Origin of the sequence: Dokdonella sp. (assembly GCF_019634775.1) — a bacterium.
Lineage (GTDB): Bacteria > Pseudomonadota > Gammaproteobacteria > Xanthomonadales > Rhodanobacteraceae > Dokdonella.
Window position 1 is genome coordinate 423,486 of sequence record NZ_JAHCAS010000001.1, and the last position, 19,257, is coordinate 442,742.

The window sequence follows — 19,257 nt, forward strand, 5'->3', positions numbered from 1 at the left end:
GCTCGCCGCATGCGCGTCCCGCTCATTCCTGCATTGCTGTCATCGCTGTTCCTGTGCTCCCTGGCACCGGCCAGCGAGGTGCCGACGTGGCGTTTCGATCCGGTGCACAGCCAGGTCGTGTTCTTCGTCGACCATCTCGGCTTCTCCAAGGCGATCGGCCGCGCCCGCGTCGACAGCGGCCGCCTTGCCTTCGACCCCGAGGACTGGAGCACGGCCTCGATCGACGTCACCATCGCCCTCGACACGCTCGACATGGGCGAGCCGAAATGGACCGCGACCGTCAGGTCCGCACAGTTCCTCGACGCGGATCGCTGGCCGGGCGCGCGCTTCCGCAGCACGGCGGTTGAGCAGACCGGCGCCAATGCCCTGCGCGTGCATGGCCTGCTCTCGCTGCACGGTCGCGAGCAGCCGCTGACGATCGAGGCGACCCTGAACCGGGTCGGTCGCGACCCTTACACGCGCAAGCACAAGGTCGGCTTCAGCGCCCGCGCGAAGCTCGACCGCTTCGCTTTCGGCATCGAACGCTACCGTGACGCCGTCGGCGCCGAGGTCGATCTGCGCATCGAGATCGAGGCCGTGCGCACCGGCCGCAACGCAAAGGAGAACAACGATGACATTGCGCAGTGACCAACGCCGCTGGGGCGGCGTGGCGAAGACGTTCCACTGGCTGATGGCGCTCGGCATCGTCGGTGCCGGCGTGCTTGGCCTGGTCATGACCGGCATGGAGCGCGGCATGGCCAAGCTCAATGCCTTCGCGCTGCACAAGTCGATCGGCCTGACCGTGCTCGCCCTGTTCGTGCTGCGCCTGGCCTGGCGCTTCTTCGACCGTCGCCCGGCCGACCTGCCGATGCCGCGCATCCAGCGCATCACCGCACATGCGGTGCACGGAGTGCTGTACCTGTTCATGCTGGCGATCCCGTTGTCGGGCTGGATCTACAATTCGGCGCGCGGCTATCCACTGCAATGGTTCAAGCAGTTCAACCTGCCGGCCCTGGCCGAGAAGAGCGATGACCTCGCGCAACTGGCGATCGGCGTGCACGTCTGGCTGTTCTGGCTGCTCGTCGTCGTGCTGGCCGCCCATGTCGGCGGCGCCCTGTTGCATCATTTTTTCGAGCGCGACGACACCCTGCGCCGCATGTTGCCGTTCGCGCGCCTGCGCGCAACACCTCCCGGAGATGCACCATGAACAAGTCGCTCATTCTCGCCCTCGTGGCCATGCTCGCCGCACCCGCGTTCGCCGTCGACTACAGCGTCGGCGCGAACAGCACGCTGGGCTTCCGCGCCGATTTCCAGGGCGAGAAGTTCGATGGTCGATTCCAGCGTTTCGATGCCACGATCCGCTACGACGCCGATGATCTGGCCAACTCGAAGTTCGATGTCGACATCGACCTCGCCAGCGCCGTCACCGGTGACAGCGACCGCGACGAATCCCTGCCCGGCAAGGATTTCTTCCACGTGGCCAAGTTTCCGAAGGCCCATTACACGACCACCGGCTTCCGCAGGAACGGCGACACCGTCATTGCCGACGGCACGCTCGATCTCAAGGGCACGAGCAAGCCGGTCAGCCTGGTGGTGAAGTTCGCCGCGTCCGGCGACACGGCCACCCTCGAGGTGACGACCACTCTCAAGCGCCTGGACTTCGACGTCGGCAGCGGCGACTACGCCGATACCTCGACGATCGGCAATGACGTGGCGGTGACCGGGCGGCTCGAGTTGACCGCCAAGTAGGCGCGGCGGCTACTCTTGCTGCATGACCGACCGCAGCAGTCTCTGGACCCGCCTGACGCGCCGCTTGCGACGCGGCGACACCGCCGCCGGCACGGGCAATGGCGGCCAGGATCACCACGCGCAGGCCGCCGACAGCCTGCGCGCCCTGCTCACGGACGAACGCATTCCCGGCCCGGTGCGGCGCACACTCGCGGCAGACTTCGCCCGCCTCGAGGCGATGTTGCGCAAGCTCGACAACGACGAGTTGCACATCGCCGTATTCGGTCGCGTCAGCGTCGGCAAGTCGGCCCTGGCCAATGCCCTGCTCGACGAGCAGGCGTTCGAAGTCGGCGTTCTGCACGGCACCACCCGTGCAGCGACACCACGAGCGTGGCGCGCCTTCACCGGCAACGGCGTGCACCTGATCGATACGCCCGGCATCGACGAGCTGGATGGCGAGACGCGCGAGAAGCTCGCCTTCGAGGTTGCCGCCGTCAGCGACCTCGTGATCTTCGTCGTCGACGGCGACATGACCGTGCGCGAACGCGACGCGCTGGGCGTTCTGGCGCGCACCGAACGGCCGTTGCTGCTCGTGCTCAACAAGGCCGACCGCTACAGCGACGACGAACGTGAGCGGCTGCTCGCACGGCTGCGCGAACACGTCACCGGGCTCGTCAACGCCGGTGACGTGGTCGCGGCCAGCGCGAGCCCGGCACCGCTGCGCCGCCTGCGCTGCGATGCCGAGGGTCGCGAGCACGCCGAGACGATCGAACGCGCACCCGACATCGAACGCTTGCGCGAACGCCTCGCCGCGATCGTCGAACGCGAGGGCCGAACCCTGGCCGCGCTCAACGCCAGCCTGTTCGCCGGCCGCGTCAGCGACGACATCGGCACGCGCATCGTCGAGGCGCGTCGCGACATCGCGGCGAAGGTGATCCGCCAGTACTGCATCGCCAAGAGTCTCGCCGTTGCCCTCAATCCGGTACCGGTCGCCGACCTGCTCGCCGCCGGCGCGCTGGATGCCGGCCTGGTCATGCACCTGGCGCGCGTGTACGGCCTGCCGCTGACGCAGCGCGAGGCCGGCGGTCTGATCGCGACGATCTGCGCCCAACTGGCCGCGCTGATGGGCGCGATCTGGGGCGTCCACCTCGTCGCCTCCGCACTCAAGGGCCTGAGCGCGGGCGTCTCGACCGTACTCACCGCCGGCGCGCAGGGCGCGCTGGCCTGGTACGCGACCGAACTGGTCGGCCGCGCCGCCGAGCGTTACCTGGCCGCCGGCAAGTCCTGGGGCGAGCAAGGCCCCAAACGTGTCGTCCGCGACATCGTCGAAAGCCTCGACCGCGACTCGATCCTGCGCGAAGCTCGCGACGAGATCCTCGCGCGCCTGCGCGGCTCCGATCGTGGCTGAGGCCGCTCCTGGAGGCGCCCGGAACGGGAAACACGGAATAGGGAGTGGTCACAAGCAGGGCTCTTGCCTTCCCTGTTCCCGATTCCCCCATCTTCCGTGGGCGGCTTCAGCCGCGACCGAGAAATGCCGTGACCGCCGCCGCATCGAACGGCCAATCCAGCTCGCGCCCATCGGCAACGGCGAACAACACCGGCACGCGCGCACCGTAGCGTGCCTCGAGCATGGCATCGCCGTCGATGCCGACGCATTCGAAGTCCGGCGCATGCGCCTGCGCGAGCACGTCGACGGCCTCATCGCACAGGCAGCAATCGGTGGTGACATAGAGTTTCAGCAGGCCGCGGGTTGGCACGCTCATGGATCCTCGGGTGATGCACGCATCGCGACGTGATCCTAGCCGGGTGACGAAAGGGCGTCACCTTGCCGATGTCCGCGCCCTTGTCGCAACGACGTAGAATCCGCGCATCGCGGTCCTTGGCGCAAATCATGTCCATCAGCGTCTTCGACATCTTCAAGATCGGCATCGGTCCGTCGTCCTCGCACACGATCGGACCGATGCGTGCGGCGGCGCGTTTCGTGCAGCGCTGGCTCGACGAGCGCGGCGTGCTCGAACGGACCGCGCGCGTGCGGGCCGACCTGTACGGCTCGCTGGCCCTGACCGGGCGCGGCCACGGCACCGACAAGGCCGTGCTGTGCGGCTTCGAGGGCGAGTGGCCGGACCGCATCGACCCGGACATCATCGAAGCCAAGCTGGCGCGCATCCGCAAGGACAAGCGCCTGCTGCTCGGCGGCCGCCACGAAATCGCCTTCGACGAGAAGGCCGATCTCATCTTCAACAAACGCCAGAAACTGCCTTACCACACCAACGGCATGCGCTTCACCGCGTACGCCGCCGATGGCAGCGAACTGGCCACGCGCGACTACTACTCGGTCGGCGGCGGCTTCGTCGTCAACCACGACGAGGCGGCCGAGGACCGCATCGTGCCGGACACGACGCCGCTGCCCCTGCCCTTCCATTCCGGCGACGAGCTGCTGGAACGCTGCGAAGCGAACGGGCTGTCGATCGCCGGGGTGATGCTCGAGAACGAAAAGGTCTGGCGCAGCGAAGCCGAGGTCCGCGCCGGCCTGCTGGCAATCTGGGCGGCGATGAAAGGCTGCGTCGCACGCGGCCTGCGCGAACCCGGTGTCCTGCCGGGCGGCCTCAAGGTGCAGCGACGCGCCCCGGCGATGTACGCGGAACTCTGCTCGCGCCCCGAGATTGCCCTGCGCGACCCGCTGACCATCCTCGACTGGGTGAACCTTTACGCGCTCGCGGTCAACGAAGAGAACGCCGCCGGCGGCCGCGTCGTCACCGCGCCGACCAACGGCGCGGCCGGCATCATGCCGGCGGTCATGCACTACTACGACCGCTTCGCCCCCAATGCGAACGAGGACGGCATCATCGAGTTCATGCTGACCTCCGGGGCGATCGCCATCCTGTACAAGGAGAACGCCTCGATCTCGGGTGCCGAGGTCGGCTGTCAGGGCGAAGTCGGCGTGGCCTGCTCGATGGCCGCCGGCGGGCTCACCGCCGCGCTCGGCGGCAGCATCTACCAGGTCGAGAACGCCGCCGAGATCGGCATGGAGCACAACCTCGGCCTCACCTGCGACCCGATCGGCGGCCTCGTGCAGATTCCCTGCATCGAACGCAATGCGATGGGCTCGGTCAAGGCGATCAACGCCCAGCGCATGGCCATGCGCGGCGACGGCAAGCACCGCGTCTCGCTCGACAAGGTCATCAAGACCATGCGCGACACCGGCCGCGACATGCAGGACAAGTACAAGGAAACCTCGCGCGGCGGGCTGGCGGTGAATGTGATCGAGTGCTGAGCTCGACGAAACCGCCGCGTACCTCGGGATGCTCTGATCAATCCCTCGTCGAACCCGCGCTGCGGAAAAAGGAACGGGCCGCATGGCGGCCCGTTCAGAGGTGCTGCGGCCACGGTCTCTGCGCCGTGGCCGCGTCACTGATACCGACTACGGAATCGTGATCGGATTACCCGCGCTGTTGTAGGCATAGCTCACGATCGTTGCCGGATACCCGCTGGTACCCGTTGTCGTGATGCGCGCGTAGCCGTAGTTCACCTGGCTCGTGGCGGTGTTATAGAAGCGGAAGCCGAAATATCCGTCGACGTTGCTGGCAGAGCGCCAATTGGCCGACGCGGCGATTGAGGTGCTGGCGATGAATGTCGAAGCCGGTCCGATCACCGCTCCCGAGGTGAGCACGCTGTACGCGCCACCCGATGACACGCCACCATATGTGTTCGCCGGGGTCTGGGTCACGAAGTAGAACGCCGCCGAACCACCGCTCTGCCAGATGTTGAAGTGGTAGTCGCCAGCATCGCAACTGCAGGTGGTGTTGGTCAGCCAGTTGATCGAACTGCCGGTCGCGTTCTGCGCAACCGTGAAATTGACGTTGTCGACCACCACGATATCGGGATCGACCACCTCGTCCGGATCGAAGCCATCCCTGAAGATGCCGTCGCGCGTGCCGCGCACGGCAACGGTCAGGTGCTCGACCGGCGAGACCGCGGCAACCGTCGGCGTCAGCACCACATACCCGAAGGCCGGCGTGTTCGGCAACTGCGTGCCTGGGCCGTAGTCGTCGAGTTCGACAGTGAAGTTCACCACTTGTGTGCCGCCGGCGCCGATCGTGAAGCTCGCCGGCGAGGGCGTGACGGTGACACCGTAGTCCGACTCGGAGGTGATGTTCCAGGTCGATGCGGCGCCGAGCGTGCTGGTGAAGGTGCGCTGGAACGTGCAGTTCGGCACGCAATTCATGTTGCGCATCGACGGCAGGTTGAGCTCCTTCATGTTGATGGAGCCACCGCTCGGGTTCGCCGCCACGAAGCGCGCATAGGTCTCGTTCATGACAAGGCCAGCCGCCACCGCCCTGTCGACCTGGGCGCGGCCACTGCCGACGTCGTCCGGATGCCACGGACTCACGCCGTCTTCCTTCACGCCATTGCGCTTGGCCGTCATCTGCAGGGCCGACTTGACCATCATCGGCGTCCAGCTCGGCCTTGCCGCGCGCACCAGGACACCGGCGCCGGCCACGTGCGGGCTCGACATCGAGGTGCCGCCGAGGTAAGCGTAGTTGTTCGGCGCGATGTAGCCGGCGTAGATGTTGTCGCCCGGCGCCGTGATGTCCGGTTTGGTGAGGTCGGCGGCGATCGGGCGACTCGGACCACGCAGGCTGAACGACGACAGCATGTCGGCGATCTTCGCCGCAGGCGTGAAGTTGACCGTGGTCGGCGTGACGCCGTTGGCATCGATGAAGGCGCGCAAGGCGAGGCCTTCGGCCTGCAGGATGCTGTAGGACGGCAGCGACGCCGTGCCGATCGCCATGTTGAGGGCGCCGCCCGTGTTGTTGTAGATGATGCCGGCCACGGCGCCGGCGGCGGCGGCGTTGTTGAGCTTCTCCTCGAACGTGCAGCTGCCGCGCGGGATCAGCGCGACCGCACCCGAGAAGAAATTGGCCGGGAAGCCGCCAGTCGACGTGCAGCCGATGTCGTTGGCGGGGTTGTAGCGGATCGGGTAGATGCCCGCGGTACCGGTGTTCACGCCGGCGATGTTGAGTGCGATGTTCTGCGTGTTGGCCGGTGGCGTGCCCGGGCCAGCCGCCGAGATCTCGCCGCCGTACGGGTTCTCATCATGGGTCGACGAGGCGACCGACATCACCCAGGGACCGAGATGGTTGACGTTGCCGACCGGATTGGGGGTCTCCGCACGCGTGTTGCCGGCCGAGGCCGAAACGAAGATGTCATTGTTGACGAAATCGAGGAAGGTACGGTCGTTGTCGTTCCACGGCGAGCCGCCGCCCGAGATCGAGAAGTTGATGACGTCGATGTCGCCGTCAACGAGGACATTGTTGAACGACGCCACCAGCGCGGCACCACTGCAACTGTTCGTCTCGCAGACGCGATAGGTACGCAGGGTGGCGCACGGGGCAACGCCACTGATCTGGGTATAAGGTGCCGGGATCAGCGGCGGCGGCGTGACCGACGTATTGATGACGTTGCCGCCCGAGGTGCTTGCTGTGTGCGTGCCGTGGCCGGTCGCGTCGGCAGTGCCATTCGGGCCGGTGCAGACGCCGCCCGAGCTGGACGAGCAGTCGCGCATGCTGCGCATCTTCGGGTCAGCGGCACTGAAACCGCAACGGGCGTCGTTGGCGAACGAGGGCAGCGTCGAGTTGACGCCGGAGTCGATCACGCCGAGGACGATGCCCTTGCCGAACTGGGCGGCGGTTGCCGGTGTCGGCTCGGCTGCGCCCCAGATCGATTGCGCGCCAATGAAGGACGGACCACGGAAGGTGTCGAGCTCGAATTCACGATCGCGCTCGATACTCGTCACGCCGGGCAACGCGGCCACGAGAGCGGCCTCGGCCTCCGTCAATCGCGCCGAGATGCCGCTGTGGGTAATCTGGAAGGTATGCGGAACCTCGACATCGCGTCCGACGCGCAAGCGCATGCCCTCGATGTACTCGGCCTGGCGCTGTTCGAGGTACTCGCGGTAGGCGCGCGAGGCTTCGCTCTTCGCATCGAACCGGGCGCTGCCGTCGGCTGGCGCCGCCGTCGCCTGCAGCGAACCGACGCCACCGCGGTATTCGAGCGCACCGGGTTCACCGAAACGGATCATGTAGAGCTGGTAAGGCGAGGTTTCCACCGCACGCGCCTGACCATCAGTGACGGTGGCCACCGACCAGACCGTCGGAGCGGCCATGCCGCCGAGGCTGGCGACGACGACCGCGGCCAGCGTTTTGACACGAAGTGAATTTCGCATGACAGACCCCAAGACAGAACCCCAGAAAGATGACCCGCGACGGGGTCACCGCTTTGACATGCAGGAAAAGGTTGCAACCGCGCCCGACCTGATCCGCGGAGTTATAGCATCGGCCCGTGGGCGCGGCAATTCGCTATGCGGCAGAGGCCGGCAGCGATCCGCCGATACCCCCACCGCGATGTCGACCCGGCCTTCGCGGGGTTGATCGGCACGTCCCGTGGCGGCGCACAGGATCAATGGCCGCTCACGCCTCGCCCCTGTCCTCCAGCCGTTTCGCCACCTCGGCCAGCCGCGCGGCATGGCGGCGGGCCGGGCTGGCGGGTGGCTGCAAGGGCATGCGCACTTGCGCCGCGCTGGCGGTACGCACCTCGCGGCGCGTTTCGTGGAATTTGAGGCAGGCCGCGTCGAACGGCAGACCGCAGGCGTCGAGCACGGCACGGATCGCCGCCTCGGGTTCACGCAGCAGCGCGTCATGGTCGTGGTGGACGAGGGCCTGCGGATGACGCCCGCGCCAGGTGCGCAGTGCGCGCGTGCAGTCGCGGTGGAACGCCACCAGTTCGTCCAGGTCGTAGCTGAAGCCCTGCCCTTCGGCGAAATGGTGACGGAAGCAACTCCACACCGTGTCGAGCGGATCGCGTACGCATTCGATGATTCGTGCGCCGGGGAGCATGCGCCGGATCGCGCCGACGAGCTGCCAATTGCTCAGCGTCTTGTCGGTGAGCAAGGACTGGCCACCGCGCAGGTCACCGACCTCGGCCAGATAGCGCGCGCCGAGCCGCTGCCAGTCCACTGGCGTGGCCTGCGCCACCCACTGCGGGAATGGTCGGCGACGGTGCAGCGACTCGGCGTGCAGAAGGCGTGACAGCGCATTGCGCTCCCCTCCCGCAGCGACCATCGAATGCGACGCAAGGATCTGTTCGAGCAGGGTCGAGCCCGAACGTGGCATGCCGACGATGAAGACGATGCCCTCGCCCGGCCCACTGGGTGGTTCGGCGCTCGTTTCGGGAAAGGCATCAAGGATCGCGTCGACCAGGGCGCTGACCGCCGACGCGTCCCAGCGGATTTCGCCGCGCTTGCGCCTGTTCGCCAGCAGGTATGCGTCGAAGGCCTCGTCGTCACGACCGCAGCGTTCGAGCAGGGTCGCACAGGCAAAGGCGAGACTGGTCGCGTGTGCCGGCGGCACGCGCGACGATCCCCGCAGGGCGAGCACCTGGGCCAGTTCGCCGGCATCCGGCCGCCAGGCGGGCAGGCTGGCCAAGCCGACCCAGGCCGGCACCGAATCGGCGGCACTGGCGAGCACGGCGCGCCACAGTTTTTCGGCGGCGGCGAGATCGCCGCCGATCCGTTCCTGCTCGGCCAGGCGCAGGCATGCCGGCGCGTGACCCGGTGCCAGCGCGACCGCATGCGCGAAGGCCGCGCGCGCCTCGGCGCCGGCGTTACGCGCCTCGAGGACGAGACCGAGGTTGTACCAGGCATCGACGAGCCCGGGTTCGACCGTGCAGGCCGCGCGGAAGCAGCGTTCGGCGCCAGCCAGGTCGCCGGTCTGGGCGAGCGCGCCGCCCAGCTGGGTGGCGACGAGGCCGTCATCGGGCCAGCCGGCATAAGCCGTGCGCAGGCGTTCGACAGCGCGTGCCGCATCGCCGAGATGCAGATCGGCCAGCGCGCGCAGGCGCAGCACTTCCGGATGGGTCGGTGCAGTGCGCAGGACCGCGTCCAGATGGGGTGCAGCCTCCCGTGGCGCAGCGTGCCGCAGGGCCGTGGTCGCCATGGCGACGCGTTCACGCCATGCGCCATCGAGTCCATCGAGGCGGTCGCCACCCGTCGCCTTGGGTGAACGCGCGCTCATGACGGCTCCGCGAAGAAGGCGACGACCTCCTCGACGCGGCGCGTGCGCGGCATCGGCGGCAGGCTGGCGAGGAAGGCCTTGCCGTAGCCCTTGCCGGTCAGGCGCGGATCGCAGAGCACGAGCACGCCGCGATCGTGGATGTCGCGGATCAGGCGGCCGACGCCCTGCTTGAGCGCGATCACCGCGTTCGGCACCTGCCATTCGGTGAAGGCGTTGAGACCGGCTTCGCGCAGCGCGTCGAGGCGGGCGACCAGCACGGGATCGTCCGGTGCAGCGAACGGCAGCTTGTCGATGACGACCACGCTCAAGGCCTCGCCAGCGACATCGACACCTTCCCAGAAGCTCGCCGCGCCGAGCAGGACGCCGTTGCCGGAGGCACGGAAGCCCTCCAGCAGTCGATGCCGCGGCGCCGTACCCTGCACGAACAGCGGGTACGGAACGCACCCCTCCAGACGCTCGGCGGCGCGACGCAGCGCGCGATGCGAGGTGAACAGCAGGAAGGCGCGACCGTTCGAGGCTTCGAGCACCGGCAACACGGCCTCGACCACGCGATCGGTGTAAGTCGGGTCGGCCGGTTCGGGCAGGCCGGTCGGCAACCAGGCCAGGGCCTGGCTGGCATAGTCGAATGGGCTGTCGAGCAGGAGCGTATGCGGATCGTCGAGGCCGAGCTGGCGCGCGAAATGTCCGAACTGGCGATCGACGGAAAGCGTCGCCGAGGTGAAGATCCAGGCCGCATGGCTCTGCTCGCGCAGCTCGCGCAACGGACCGGCGAGGTCGAGCGGCGTCGCATGCAGCGTGAATCCATGCGGCGTCAGTTCATACCAGTGCACGGCATCACGCGCACTGCTGTCGAGCAGGTGGGCAAGCCGCGCGGCGAAGCCGAGCGTGCGTTCGTGCACCGAGGCGAGGCCGCGGCTGCGTTCGGCATGTCGTTCGAGCGCATCGGCGAGCGCGCCGAGCAGTTCGCGCAGGCCTTCGAGTTCCTGCATTGCCGCGGCATCGCGCTCGATCAGCGCGAAGGCACCTTTCGCCGGGAGTCGCTCGAGTTCGAGGCGCAGGCGACGCAGCGCCGGCATGAGCGGATCGATCGCCGGCTGCAGCAGGGCCAGCGCGCCGCTGACGCCGGCGCACTCGGCGAGCGCGTCCTGGGCGAGTTCGGTGAGCTGGCGCATGCCGAGACTGATCGAGAAGAACTGGCCGGCGAGTTCCGGAATCTGGTGCGCCTCGTCGAGGATGAAGGCCTGCGCACCGGGCAGGATCTCGCCGAAGCCTTCCTGCTTGATCGCCAGGTCGGCGAACAGCAGGTGGTGGTTGACGACGACGAGGTCGGCTTCCTGCGCGGCGCGGCGCGCGCGCACGACGAAGCACTCGGCAAACAGTGGACATTCACTGCCGAGGCAGTTGTCGGTGGTCGAGGTCACGCGCGGCCACAGCGGCGAATCCTCGGGTACGTCAGCCAGTTCGGCGCGGTCGCCGCTCGCGGTCCTGGTCGACCAAGCGTGGATGGTGCCGAGCTGGGCGACTTCCTCGCGTGAGGCGAGGCGGCCATCCTTGCGCACCTGATCGAGACGATGCAGGCAGAGGTAGTTCGCGCGCCCCTTGAGCAGGGCAGTCGACAGGCGCGCGCCGAGCACCGAGCGCACGCGCGGCAGGTCGCGGTGGAACAACTGATCCTGGAGTGCCTTGGTGCCGGTCGAGACGATGATGCGCTTGCCCGACACCAGCGCCGGCACGAGGTAGGCGAAGGTCTTGCCGGTGCCGGTACCGGCTTCGGCGATCAGCGCATGGCGTTCGTCGATGGCCGCGGCAACCGCCGCAGCCATTGCCTGCTGCACGGCGCGCGGCACGAACCCCGGAACCTCGCGCGTGAACGGGCCATCGGAACCGAGCAATGCCTCGACGGATTCGTCCACGCCGCACCGGCCTCAGAGCCGAACCGGACGCTTGACCTTGCAGGCGTCGCGTTTCGCCGCCGCCGTCGCCTCATAGCCAGGATCGTTGAAGATGCGACGCGCCTCGACCGAGGTCTGCCAGTTGCGCGCACAAAGCGCGCCGAGCTGGGGTCCTTTCTTCCAGCTCTCGTAGGCGAGCTTCTCGGCCTGGACGACGTTGCCGCGCAGGAATTCGATCTCGGCCTCGAACTGGATGAGGTCCGGCGCGTCCGGCGCCAGTTTGCGTGCGCGCGCGATCGCAGCGAAAGCGTCGTCGTAGCGGCGCTCGCGTTCGGCCTCGGCGGCCTGCCGCAAGTACCCCTCCACTGCCGGATCGCGCAGCGGCGTCACCTGCAGGGCGGAATCGGCGTCATCGCCGCTCGCGCGGATCGCCTGAACCACGGCAGTGCGATCAACGTCGGGCCGCGCCGACACCCGTCCGGTCGGCGACGTCGACGAACATGCAGCCAGCAGGAAGGTCAGGGTGAGCAGAGCGGTCGGTCGAAGGATGGTCATGATGGAACGGTACCGGGGACTGGCGGAAAGCGTACAAGGATGCGGGCGGCCGCGTGAAAACCGCATGAAGCCTGCGGGAGCGGCTTCGGTCGCGACGCGCCCGGGGCGGCGATGCAAGCAGGGGAACGATCGCGGCCGAAACCGCTCCCGCAAATCGACCTCATTCATCCCTGCGCCGCCCCTCGCTGCCCGCACATTCGCGCCACTCGCGCGGCGCGTAGCCGGCCGCAAAAGGCACGCGTCGCGCACTGCGGCAGCTCTGGTCGCTGCGCTGGCCGGTCGAGGGATCGATCCAGACGGTTTCGATGCCGTCCTCGGGAATCACCAGATCCTGGCCCGGCAGGCGCTTGAACAAGTCGATCCACACGCGCAGTGCGCCGGTCGAGCCGTACAGCGCAGTCGGCTTGTTGTCGTCGCGGCCGATCCAGACGACGCCGAGGCGGCTGCCATCGAAGCCGGCGAACCAGGCGTCGCGTTGCGTGTCACTGGTGCCGGTCTTGCCGGCGATGTGGCGATCGCCGAGGCCGGCGACGCCGATCGCGCGCGCGGTGCCGCGCTCGACGACCTGCTGCATGCCCCAGTTGACGAGGCGCGCGGCGGTCACATAGTCACCGGCACCGGCCTTGGTGCCATAGCGCGACAGCGTCCGCCCAGCCTTGTCGACCACGCCGCGCACGGCACGCAGCGGCAGGGCATGGCCGTCGGCGGCGAAGTACTGGTAGAGCTGGGCGACGTCGAGCGGACTCAGCTCGACCGCACCGAGCAGCAACGACGGATTCGGGTTGATCGTGCGGTCCGGCGCCAACGACTGCAGCAGGCCGCGCACCGCATCAACGCCGAGACGCAGGCCGAGCTGCACGGTGGCGAGGTTCCAGCTGTTGGCCAGCACGTCGGCGAGGTTGACCGTGCCATGCTCCTCGCCGTCGGCGTTCTTCGGCGTCCAGCGCGTGCCGTCGCGCTGCGGCAGGCTGACTGGCGCGTCATCGATCAGCGACGCCCACGAATGGCGCTGCGGCTGGGCCAGGGCAACCAGGAAGACGAAGGGCTTGACCAGCGAGCCGATCGGCCGGCGCGCATCGAGCGCACGGTTGAATCCCTGCGCATCCGCTTCACGTCCGCCGACCAGGACTTCCACTTCGCCATCACGCGCGCCGGTGACGACGAGCGCGGCTTCGAGCGCCTGCTGGCTCGGGCCAAGCGTTTCCAGCGTCCGCTTCAGCGCATCTTCGGCGACGAGCTGGCTCGACGGCGCCAACGTGGTGTGGATCGTGAGACCGGCCGCGTCGATGCCTGTCTCGGGAAAATCGCGCGCGAGCTGGGCGCGCACGAGGTCGAGGAAGGCCGGGAAACGGTTGCGTGGCAGGGCGCCGGTCGCGACCACACCGAGCGGCTGCGCGCGCGAGCTGGCGAGCAGCTTGGCATCGATCAGGCCGGTCTCGGCGAACTGCCCGAGCACGCGATTGCGCCGTTCGAGTGCACGCTGTGGTGCGCGGCGCGGGTCGTACCAGCTCGGCCCCTGCACCATGCCGACGAGCAGGGCGATCTCGGCCGGGCCGAGCGTGGCCACGTCGCGACCGAACCAGAACTCGCTGGCGGCGGCGAAACCGTGGATGGCCTGGCCGCCCTGCTGGCCGAGAAAGATCTCGTTGACATAGGCCTCGAGGATGCGCCGCTTGTCGTAGCGATACTCGATGATCAGCGCGAGCAGCGCCTCGTTGATCTTGCGCAGCGCGTTCTGGCTGCGGTCGAGGTAAAGATTCCGGACCAGCTGCTGGGTCAGCGTCGAACCGCCCTGGACGACGCGCCCGGCGCTCAGGTTCGCCCAGGCCGCGCGCAGGATCGCCGTCAAGTCGATGCCGTGATGGTGCTTGAAACTGCGATCCTCGACCGCCTGCAGGCCGGCCACGAGCAAGGTCGGCAACTGCTCGAGCTGGACGACGCGACGCTCCTCCTGGGTCGTGCCGTACAAGGTGGCGATGCGTGCCGGATCGATTTGTTCGGTGGCGATCGCGGCACCGGTGGTTGCATCGATCAGCGCGCCGATGCGCGTGCCGGCGAGGTCAATGGCGAAACGGCGCGCGCCATGTTTGCCGTCGAGGCCGACGAAGGCGCGACGGTAGACCACGAAACGCGCGCCGTCGCGCACGTAGGTGCCGGGCAGCGCGGCGCGCTCGTCGCGGCGGTAGCGCGCAGCGGCCAGCTCGAGCTCGATCAGTTCGGCACTGATCGGCTGCCCGCGTTCGAGGGCGAGCGGACGCGCGAGTACGCGGCTCGGGATCTGCCAGCTCAGATCGTCGAAACGCGCGCGCACCTGGTGATCCAGGTAGGCGACATAGGGCACGAGGAAGCCCGCGGCAAAACCGACGGCGAGCCACAGCGGCGCGCGCAGCAGGCGCCAGAGACGACGAAGAAAGGACGACACGCGAGGGGAAAGGCCAATCCGGTGAAAATGCCGGTGCAGTGTAGCCGAGCCGGGAATGGGGAATGCCGAATCGTCCGGGCGGAGCGGCGTGGCGCTCGTCGCACCGCCCATCCGTGCGACCGGCGCCCACCATGGACTCACTCCGGCAGGCGCCACCTTCCCTGTTCCCCGACCGCCCAATCCCCGATAATCGCCGGCCGCTTCCGACCGGGATCATCGTGTCCACACCGCTTTCGCCACGCTCGTGCCTGTGCGTGCACGGCACGACGGCCTGCAGTGCTTCGTGGCTGGCCGCGGTGCGCGCGCAGATGCCCGCCGACCATGTGCTCGTGCTGGCCGGTGCGAGTGCGGCGCTGGCGATCGAGGACGCGACCCGCCTGTCGACGCTGGCGGCGGAATCGGCCGAGTCACTGGCGACCGCACTGGCCGCGCAGGCAAATGCCTCCTGCTTCGTCCTCGTGCGCAGCGATGCGGAACTGCCGCCGTTCGCCTTGACCCGCCTGCTCGATGCACTCGCCGAACCAACGGTACTCGCGGCCGGGGCACTCGACCTGCTCGACCCCGCACGTTCGCCGATACCCGCCGGCATGGCGGCCAGCGTTCCGAGCGCGCGCCTCGATGCGCTCTGCCATGCCTGCGCCGCACGGCGCCTCGTCGACACCGACGGCATCTCGCCGCTGGCCAGCGCCTGGCATGGCGAAGCGCTCGCCGGCCATGCCCCGCAGCGTCGACGCAGGGTCACGCTCGATCACTTGTTCGTCGGCAGCCCAGCCGCGATCAGTTCGACCGCGACCGAGCCGACAGACCCACGCGACCCACTGCCACCCTCACCCTTCGCCGGCCTGCGCGCAGCGCTGGCCGCCATGCTGCCGACCACGGCCACGCCCGCGCTCGCCGGCCTCGACGGCAAGCCGGTGTTCCTGCACGTGCTGCATGGCTGGGGCGGCGGCGCCGAGCGCTGGGTGCGCGATTTCTGCGCGAGCCATGCACCGGCCAATCATCGCGTGCTGATCGCGCGCGGCAGCCACGCGCGCAAGCGCCACGGCGAATGGCTGGAACTGCACGACGGCGCAATGGATGGTCCGGCACTGCGCCGCATCGCCCTGCCCGTGGCGATCGCCGACACCGACGAACGGAACCCGGCCTATGCCGCCTTGCTCGATGAGATCATCCGTACGCAATCGGTCGGCGCGATCATCGTCTCCTCGCTGATCGGCCACAGCCTCGATGTCTTGCGCACCGGATTGCCGACCGTGCGCATCGTGCACGACCACTATCCGCTGTGGCCGGTCCTGCACCGCGACTTCGGCGACCGCACGCTGGCTTTCGACGACGCGCAGCGCGAACGCGACCTCACCGCGTCCGCGCACACCGCAGTGTTCACCCGGCACGATGCCGGCTACTGGAAGTCGCTGCGCGACGCCTGCTCGGGCGCTCTGGTCGAAGCGCGCACGATCCTCGTCGCGCCGAGCCGTTCGGCGCTCGCCGACGATCTCATCCTCGCCCCCGAACTCGCCTCGCTCGAGCATGCGATCGTGCCGCACGGGCTCGCCGCCTGGCCGGAGCCGAACGCGCGACTGCCCGCACCACCGGCACGCGAGCGCCTGCGCCTGCTCATACTGGGCCGCGTGCGTGCCGGCAAAGGCGCCGACCTGCTCGAACACCTGTTGCCCGCGCTGACGCCGTTCGCCGACGTGTTCCTGCTCGGTGCCGGGGCCGACGCACATGCGTTCTTCGGCCGTGGCGGCGTGCACATCGTGCTCGACTACGCACGCGCCGAGCTGCCGGCCCTGCTCGCCACCATCGCGGCCGATGCCGCCCTGCTGTTGCCGACGGTGGCCGAAACTTTCGGCTACACCCTGTCGGAGCTGCGCTCGCTCGGCCTGCCGGTGATCGCCACGCGCATCGGCGCACTGGCCGAACGCATCGAGGACGGCGTTGACGGTTTTCTCGTCGAGCCCGATGCAGCGGCGATCGCCGCGCGCGTGCGCACGATCGCGGCCGACCGCGACGAGCTGGCACGCATGCGCGCAACGCTGGCCGACCGCCACGAGCCCGACCTCGCCGACATGGCCACCGGTTACGCGCGCGTGCTCGGCAGCATCGCAGCCGCGCCACGCGCGCGGGCGACGCTGCTCGACCTGGACAGCCAGCAGGCTGCCGCGGGCGCGACCGAGCTTGCATGCAGCCAGGTCCGGATCGCTGCACTCGCCAGCGAACTCGCGGCGGTGCAGGCGGAAAGCGCCCGCCGCGGCGACTGGGGCCATGCCCTCGACCGCGAGCTGGTCGGCGTGCGCGCGGAACTCGAATCACGCACGGCCTGGGCGCAGGCGCTCGACAGCGAATTGCAGGAGCTCAAGCCGGCCTACCAGCGCATCATCGCCAGCCGCTCGTGGCGCCTCACTGCGCCGCTGCGCGGTGCCGCCGCGCGCCTGCGCGAACTGCGCACGCGCCTCGCCTTCCGCAAGGCGCACGTGGCCAGCGTGCTGCATCGGCTGCGCGGCAGCCTTGCGCGCAACGGCGTCGGTGGCACGCTCGCGCGCATCCGCCGCGAACTCGGCGGCGGCGCGGTACGCACGACGCGCGTGCGCTACGCCGAGCCGAGCGAGGCGTTCTCGCCGTTCGCGTTGCCGGTATCCGACTCGCCACGTGTGTCGATCGTGATTCCGGTCTACAACAAGTTCGCCTACACCGCCGCCTGCCTGCGCTCGCTCGGCGAACACGCAGGCACGGTGCCGTTCGAGGTCATCGTCGTCGACGATGGTTCGACCGACGCGACTGCGCAACGCCTCGCCCAGGTCGGTGGCGTACGTGCCGTGCGCAACGCCGAAAACCTCGGCTTCGTGGGCTCGTGCAATGCCGGTGCGGCGCTCGCTCGCGGTGAGTTCGTGCTGTTCCTCAACAACGATACCGTGGTCACGCCGGGCTGGCTCGAAGCCCTGCTCGAATGCTTCGAACAGGAAACCGACGCCGGCCTGGTCGGCGCCCAGCTCGTCTACCCGGACGGGCGCCTGCAGGAAGCCGGCGGCATCGTCTTCGACGACGCGTCCGGCTGGAACTATGGACGTTTCGAAGATCCCGACGATGCGCGCTTCGCGTTTCGCCGCGAGGCCGACTACTGCTCGGGCGCGGCGATCCTGGTGCGCCGCGCGCTGTTCGACCGGCTCGGCGGCTTCGACACGCGCTACGCGCCTGCCTACTACGAGGACACCGATCTCGCCTTTGCCGTACGTGCGGCCGGCTTCAAGGTGTTCTACGAACCGCGTGCGCGCGTGATCCACTTCGAAGGCATCTCCAACGGCACCGACACCGGCAGCGGCCTCAAGCGCTACCAGGTGGTCAACCAGGCCAAGTTCCGCGACAAATGGCACGCTGCGCTTGCGCGCCAGCCGGCGCCCGGCACGCCGATCGCGACCGCCGCGACGCATCGCGCGCGCAGGCGCGTGCTGATCGTCGACGCGACCACGCCGACGCCGGACCAGGATTCCGGTTCCCTGCGCATGCAGAACCTCATGCGCGTGCTGCGCGCGAACGACTGCCACGTCGCCTTCCTGCCGAGCAACCACGCCTGGATCGAGCGCTACACGCCCGCCCTGCAGGGACTCGGCGTGGAGATGCTGTACCAACCCTGGCTCGTCGGCGCCGTGCGCTTCTTCCGCGAGCGCGGTGCGGAGTTCGACACGATCTTCCTCTCGCGCCACTACGTCGCACGGGAGTACCTCGGACTTGCACGCCTGTACGCACCGCGCGCCAAGCTGGTGTTCGATACGGTGGATCTGCATTACCTGCGCGAGCAGCGCGCCGCCGAATTGGAGAACCGGCCCGAACTCGCGCGCCTGGCCGAGGCTACGCGACGACAGGAAATCGGCCTTATGCGCGAATGCGACCTTACCGTTGTGGTCAGTCCGGTCGAACAGGCGATCCTCGCCCACGATGCACCCGGCGTCACGGTAGACGTGCTGTCAAACGTGCACGAGGTGTACGGCTGTCGTGCGCCCTTCGGCGCACGCCACGATCTGGTGTTCGTTGGCGGCTTTCGCCATCCGCCGAACGAGGACGCCGTGCTCTGGTATGCGCGCGAAGTGCATCCGCGCGTGCGTGCCGCGCTGCCGGATGTGACCTTGCACGTGGTCGGCAGCGAAGTCACCGCGGCCGTGCAGGCGCTGGCCGGCGACGGCCTCATCGTGCACGGCTTCGTCGACGATCTCGCCCCGTTGATGGACCGCTGTCGCATCTCGATCGCACCGCTGCGCTATGGCGCCGGCGTCAAGGGCAAGGTCAATATGGCGATGAGCTACGGCCTGCCCGTCGTGGCCACGCCGATGGCGGTCGAAGGCATGCACGTGCAGGTCGGCGAGGACGTGCTCGTCGCCGCCGATGCGGAGGCCTTTGCCATCGCCGTCGTCGCCCTGTACCGCGACGAGGCACTGTGGAACCGCCTCTCGCGCAACGGCCTCGCCAACGTGGAACGCCATTTCTCGTTTGCCGCCGCGGAGACGGCGATCCGACGCATCGTCGGCCTGCCGGGGCTGGGCGATCGGCAAGCGCCGTCCAGGATGCCCTGATCACAACGGACGTTGCTGCCACGGAACGTATCCCTGGCATGCGG

At 68.7% G+C, this 19,257-nt stretch carries 12 protein-coding genes and 1 pseudogene; 7 read left to right on the forward strand and 6 right to left on the reverse strand.

The window, feature by feature from the left end:
• The first annotated feature begins 9 nt into the window (after positions 1-9).
• From KF907_RS01835 to KF907_RS01850, 4 genes are read left to right on the forward strand one after another with little or no spacing between them, the layout of a single operon-like run.
• Positions 10-627, forward strand: coding sequence for a YceI family protein (locus tag KF907_RS01835; RefSeq protein ID WP_291217582.1), 618 nt, complete (start codon positions 10-12; stop codon positions 625-627).
• A complete protein-coding gene (locus KF907_RS01840) occupies positions 611-1,186 on the forward strand; it encodes a cytochrome b (protein WP_291217584.1) in 576 nt (191 codons plus the stop codon). The genes KF907_RS01835 and KF907_RS01840 overlap by 17 nt, the downstream gene beginning before the upstream one ends.
• Positions 1,183-1,728: a YceI family protein gene (locus KF907_RS01845; RefSeq protein WP_291217586.1), complete on the forward strand. Its 546-nt coding sequence runs from the start codon at positions 1,183-1,185 to the stop codon at positions 1,726-1,728. Before KF907_RS01840 ends, KF907_RS01845 begins: the two co-directional genes overlap by 4 nt.
• A gap of 22 nt (positions 1,729-1,750) precedes the next feature.
• Positions 1,751-3,115 (forward strand): GTP-binding protein, encoded by a 1,365-nt coding sequence (locus KF907_RS01850; protein ID WP_291217588.1) that lies wholly within the window; start codon positions 1,751-1,753, stop codon positions 3,113-3,115.
• Between the two features lie 106 nt (positions 3,116-3,221).
• Here the strand turns inward: KF907_RS01850 and KF907_RS01855 are convergent, their stop codons facing one another.
• On the reverse strand, positions 3,222-3,470 hold the full coding sequence (locus KF907_RS01855; protein ID WP_291217591.1) for a glutaredoxin family protein: 249 nt from the start codon (positions 3,468-3,470) through the stop codon (positions 3,222-3,224).
• A gap of 128 nt (positions 3,471-3,598) precedes the next feature.
• Here KF907_RS01855 and KF907_RS01860 point away from each other — a divergent pair, with 128 nt between their 5' ends.
• Positions 3,599-4,981 (forward strand): L-serine ammonia-lyase, encoded by a 1,383-nt coding sequence (locus KF907_RS01860; protein ID WP_291217593.1) that lies wholly within the window; start codon positions 3,599-3,601, stop codon positions 4,979-4,981.
• A gap of 147 nt (positions 4,982-5,128) precedes the next feature.
• On the opposite strand, the gene KF907_RS01865 is transcribed toward KF907_RS01860, so the two are convergent.
• The 5 genes from KF907_RS01865 to mrcB all read right to left on the reverse strand — a co-directional run bounded on the left by KF907_RS01865 (position 5,129) and on the right by mrcB (position 14,648).
• Entirely contained in the window at positions 5,129-7,933 is a 2,805-nt protein-coding gene (locus tag KF907_RS01865) for a S8 family serine peptidase (RefSeq protein WP_291217595.1), read from the reverse strand.
• A 244-nt stretch (positions 7,934-8,177) separates the two neighbouring features.
• Positions 8,178-9,779, reverse strand: coding sequence for a tetratricopeptide repeat-containing sulfotransferase family protein (locus KF907_RS01870; RefSeq protein WP_291217597.1), 1,602 nt, complete (start codon positions 9,777-9,779; stop codon positions 8,178-8,180).
• A complete protein-coding gene (locus KF907_RS01875) occupies positions 9,776-11,692 on the reverse strand; it encodes an ATP-dependent DNA helicase (RefSeq protein WP_291217600.1) in 1,917 nt (638 codons plus the stop codon). The genes KF907_RS01870 and KF907_RS01875 overlap by 4 nt, the downstream gene beginning before the upstream one ends.
• Positions 11,693-11,704: 12 nt before the next feature.
• The gene (locus KF907_RS01880; protein ID WP_291217602.1) at positions 11,705-12,394 is read right to left on the reverse strand and encodes a tetratricopeptide repeat protein; all 690 of its coding nucleotides are present in this window, start codon (positions 12,392-12,394) and stop codon (positions 11,705-11,707) included.
• On the reverse strand, positions 12,387-14,648 hold the full coding sequence (gene mrcB / locus KF907_RS01885) for a penicillin-binding protein 1B (protein ID WP_291217604.1): 2,262 nt from the start codon (positions 14,646-14,648) through the stop codon (positions 12,387-12,389). The genes KF907_RS01880 and mrcB overlap by 8 nt, the downstream gene beginning before the upstream one ends.
• Before the next feature lie 1,073 nt (positions 14,649-15,721).
• Here mrcB and KF907_RS15405 point away from each other — a divergent pair.
• Both KF907_RS15405 and KF907_RS15410 read left to right on the forward strand, forming a co-directional pair.
• A pseudogene (locus KF907_RS15405) lies at positions 15,722-16,666 on the forward strand (glycosyltransferase); the annotation flags it as partial.
• Positions 16,667-17,080: 414 nt separating this feature from the next.
• A complete protein-coding gene (locus KF907_RS15410) occupies positions 17,081-19,213 on the forward strand; it encodes a glycosyltransferase (RefSeq protein ID WP_472843846.1) in 2,133 nt (710 codons plus the stop codon).
• The last annotated feature ends 44 nt before the right edge of the window (positions 19,214-19,257 follow it).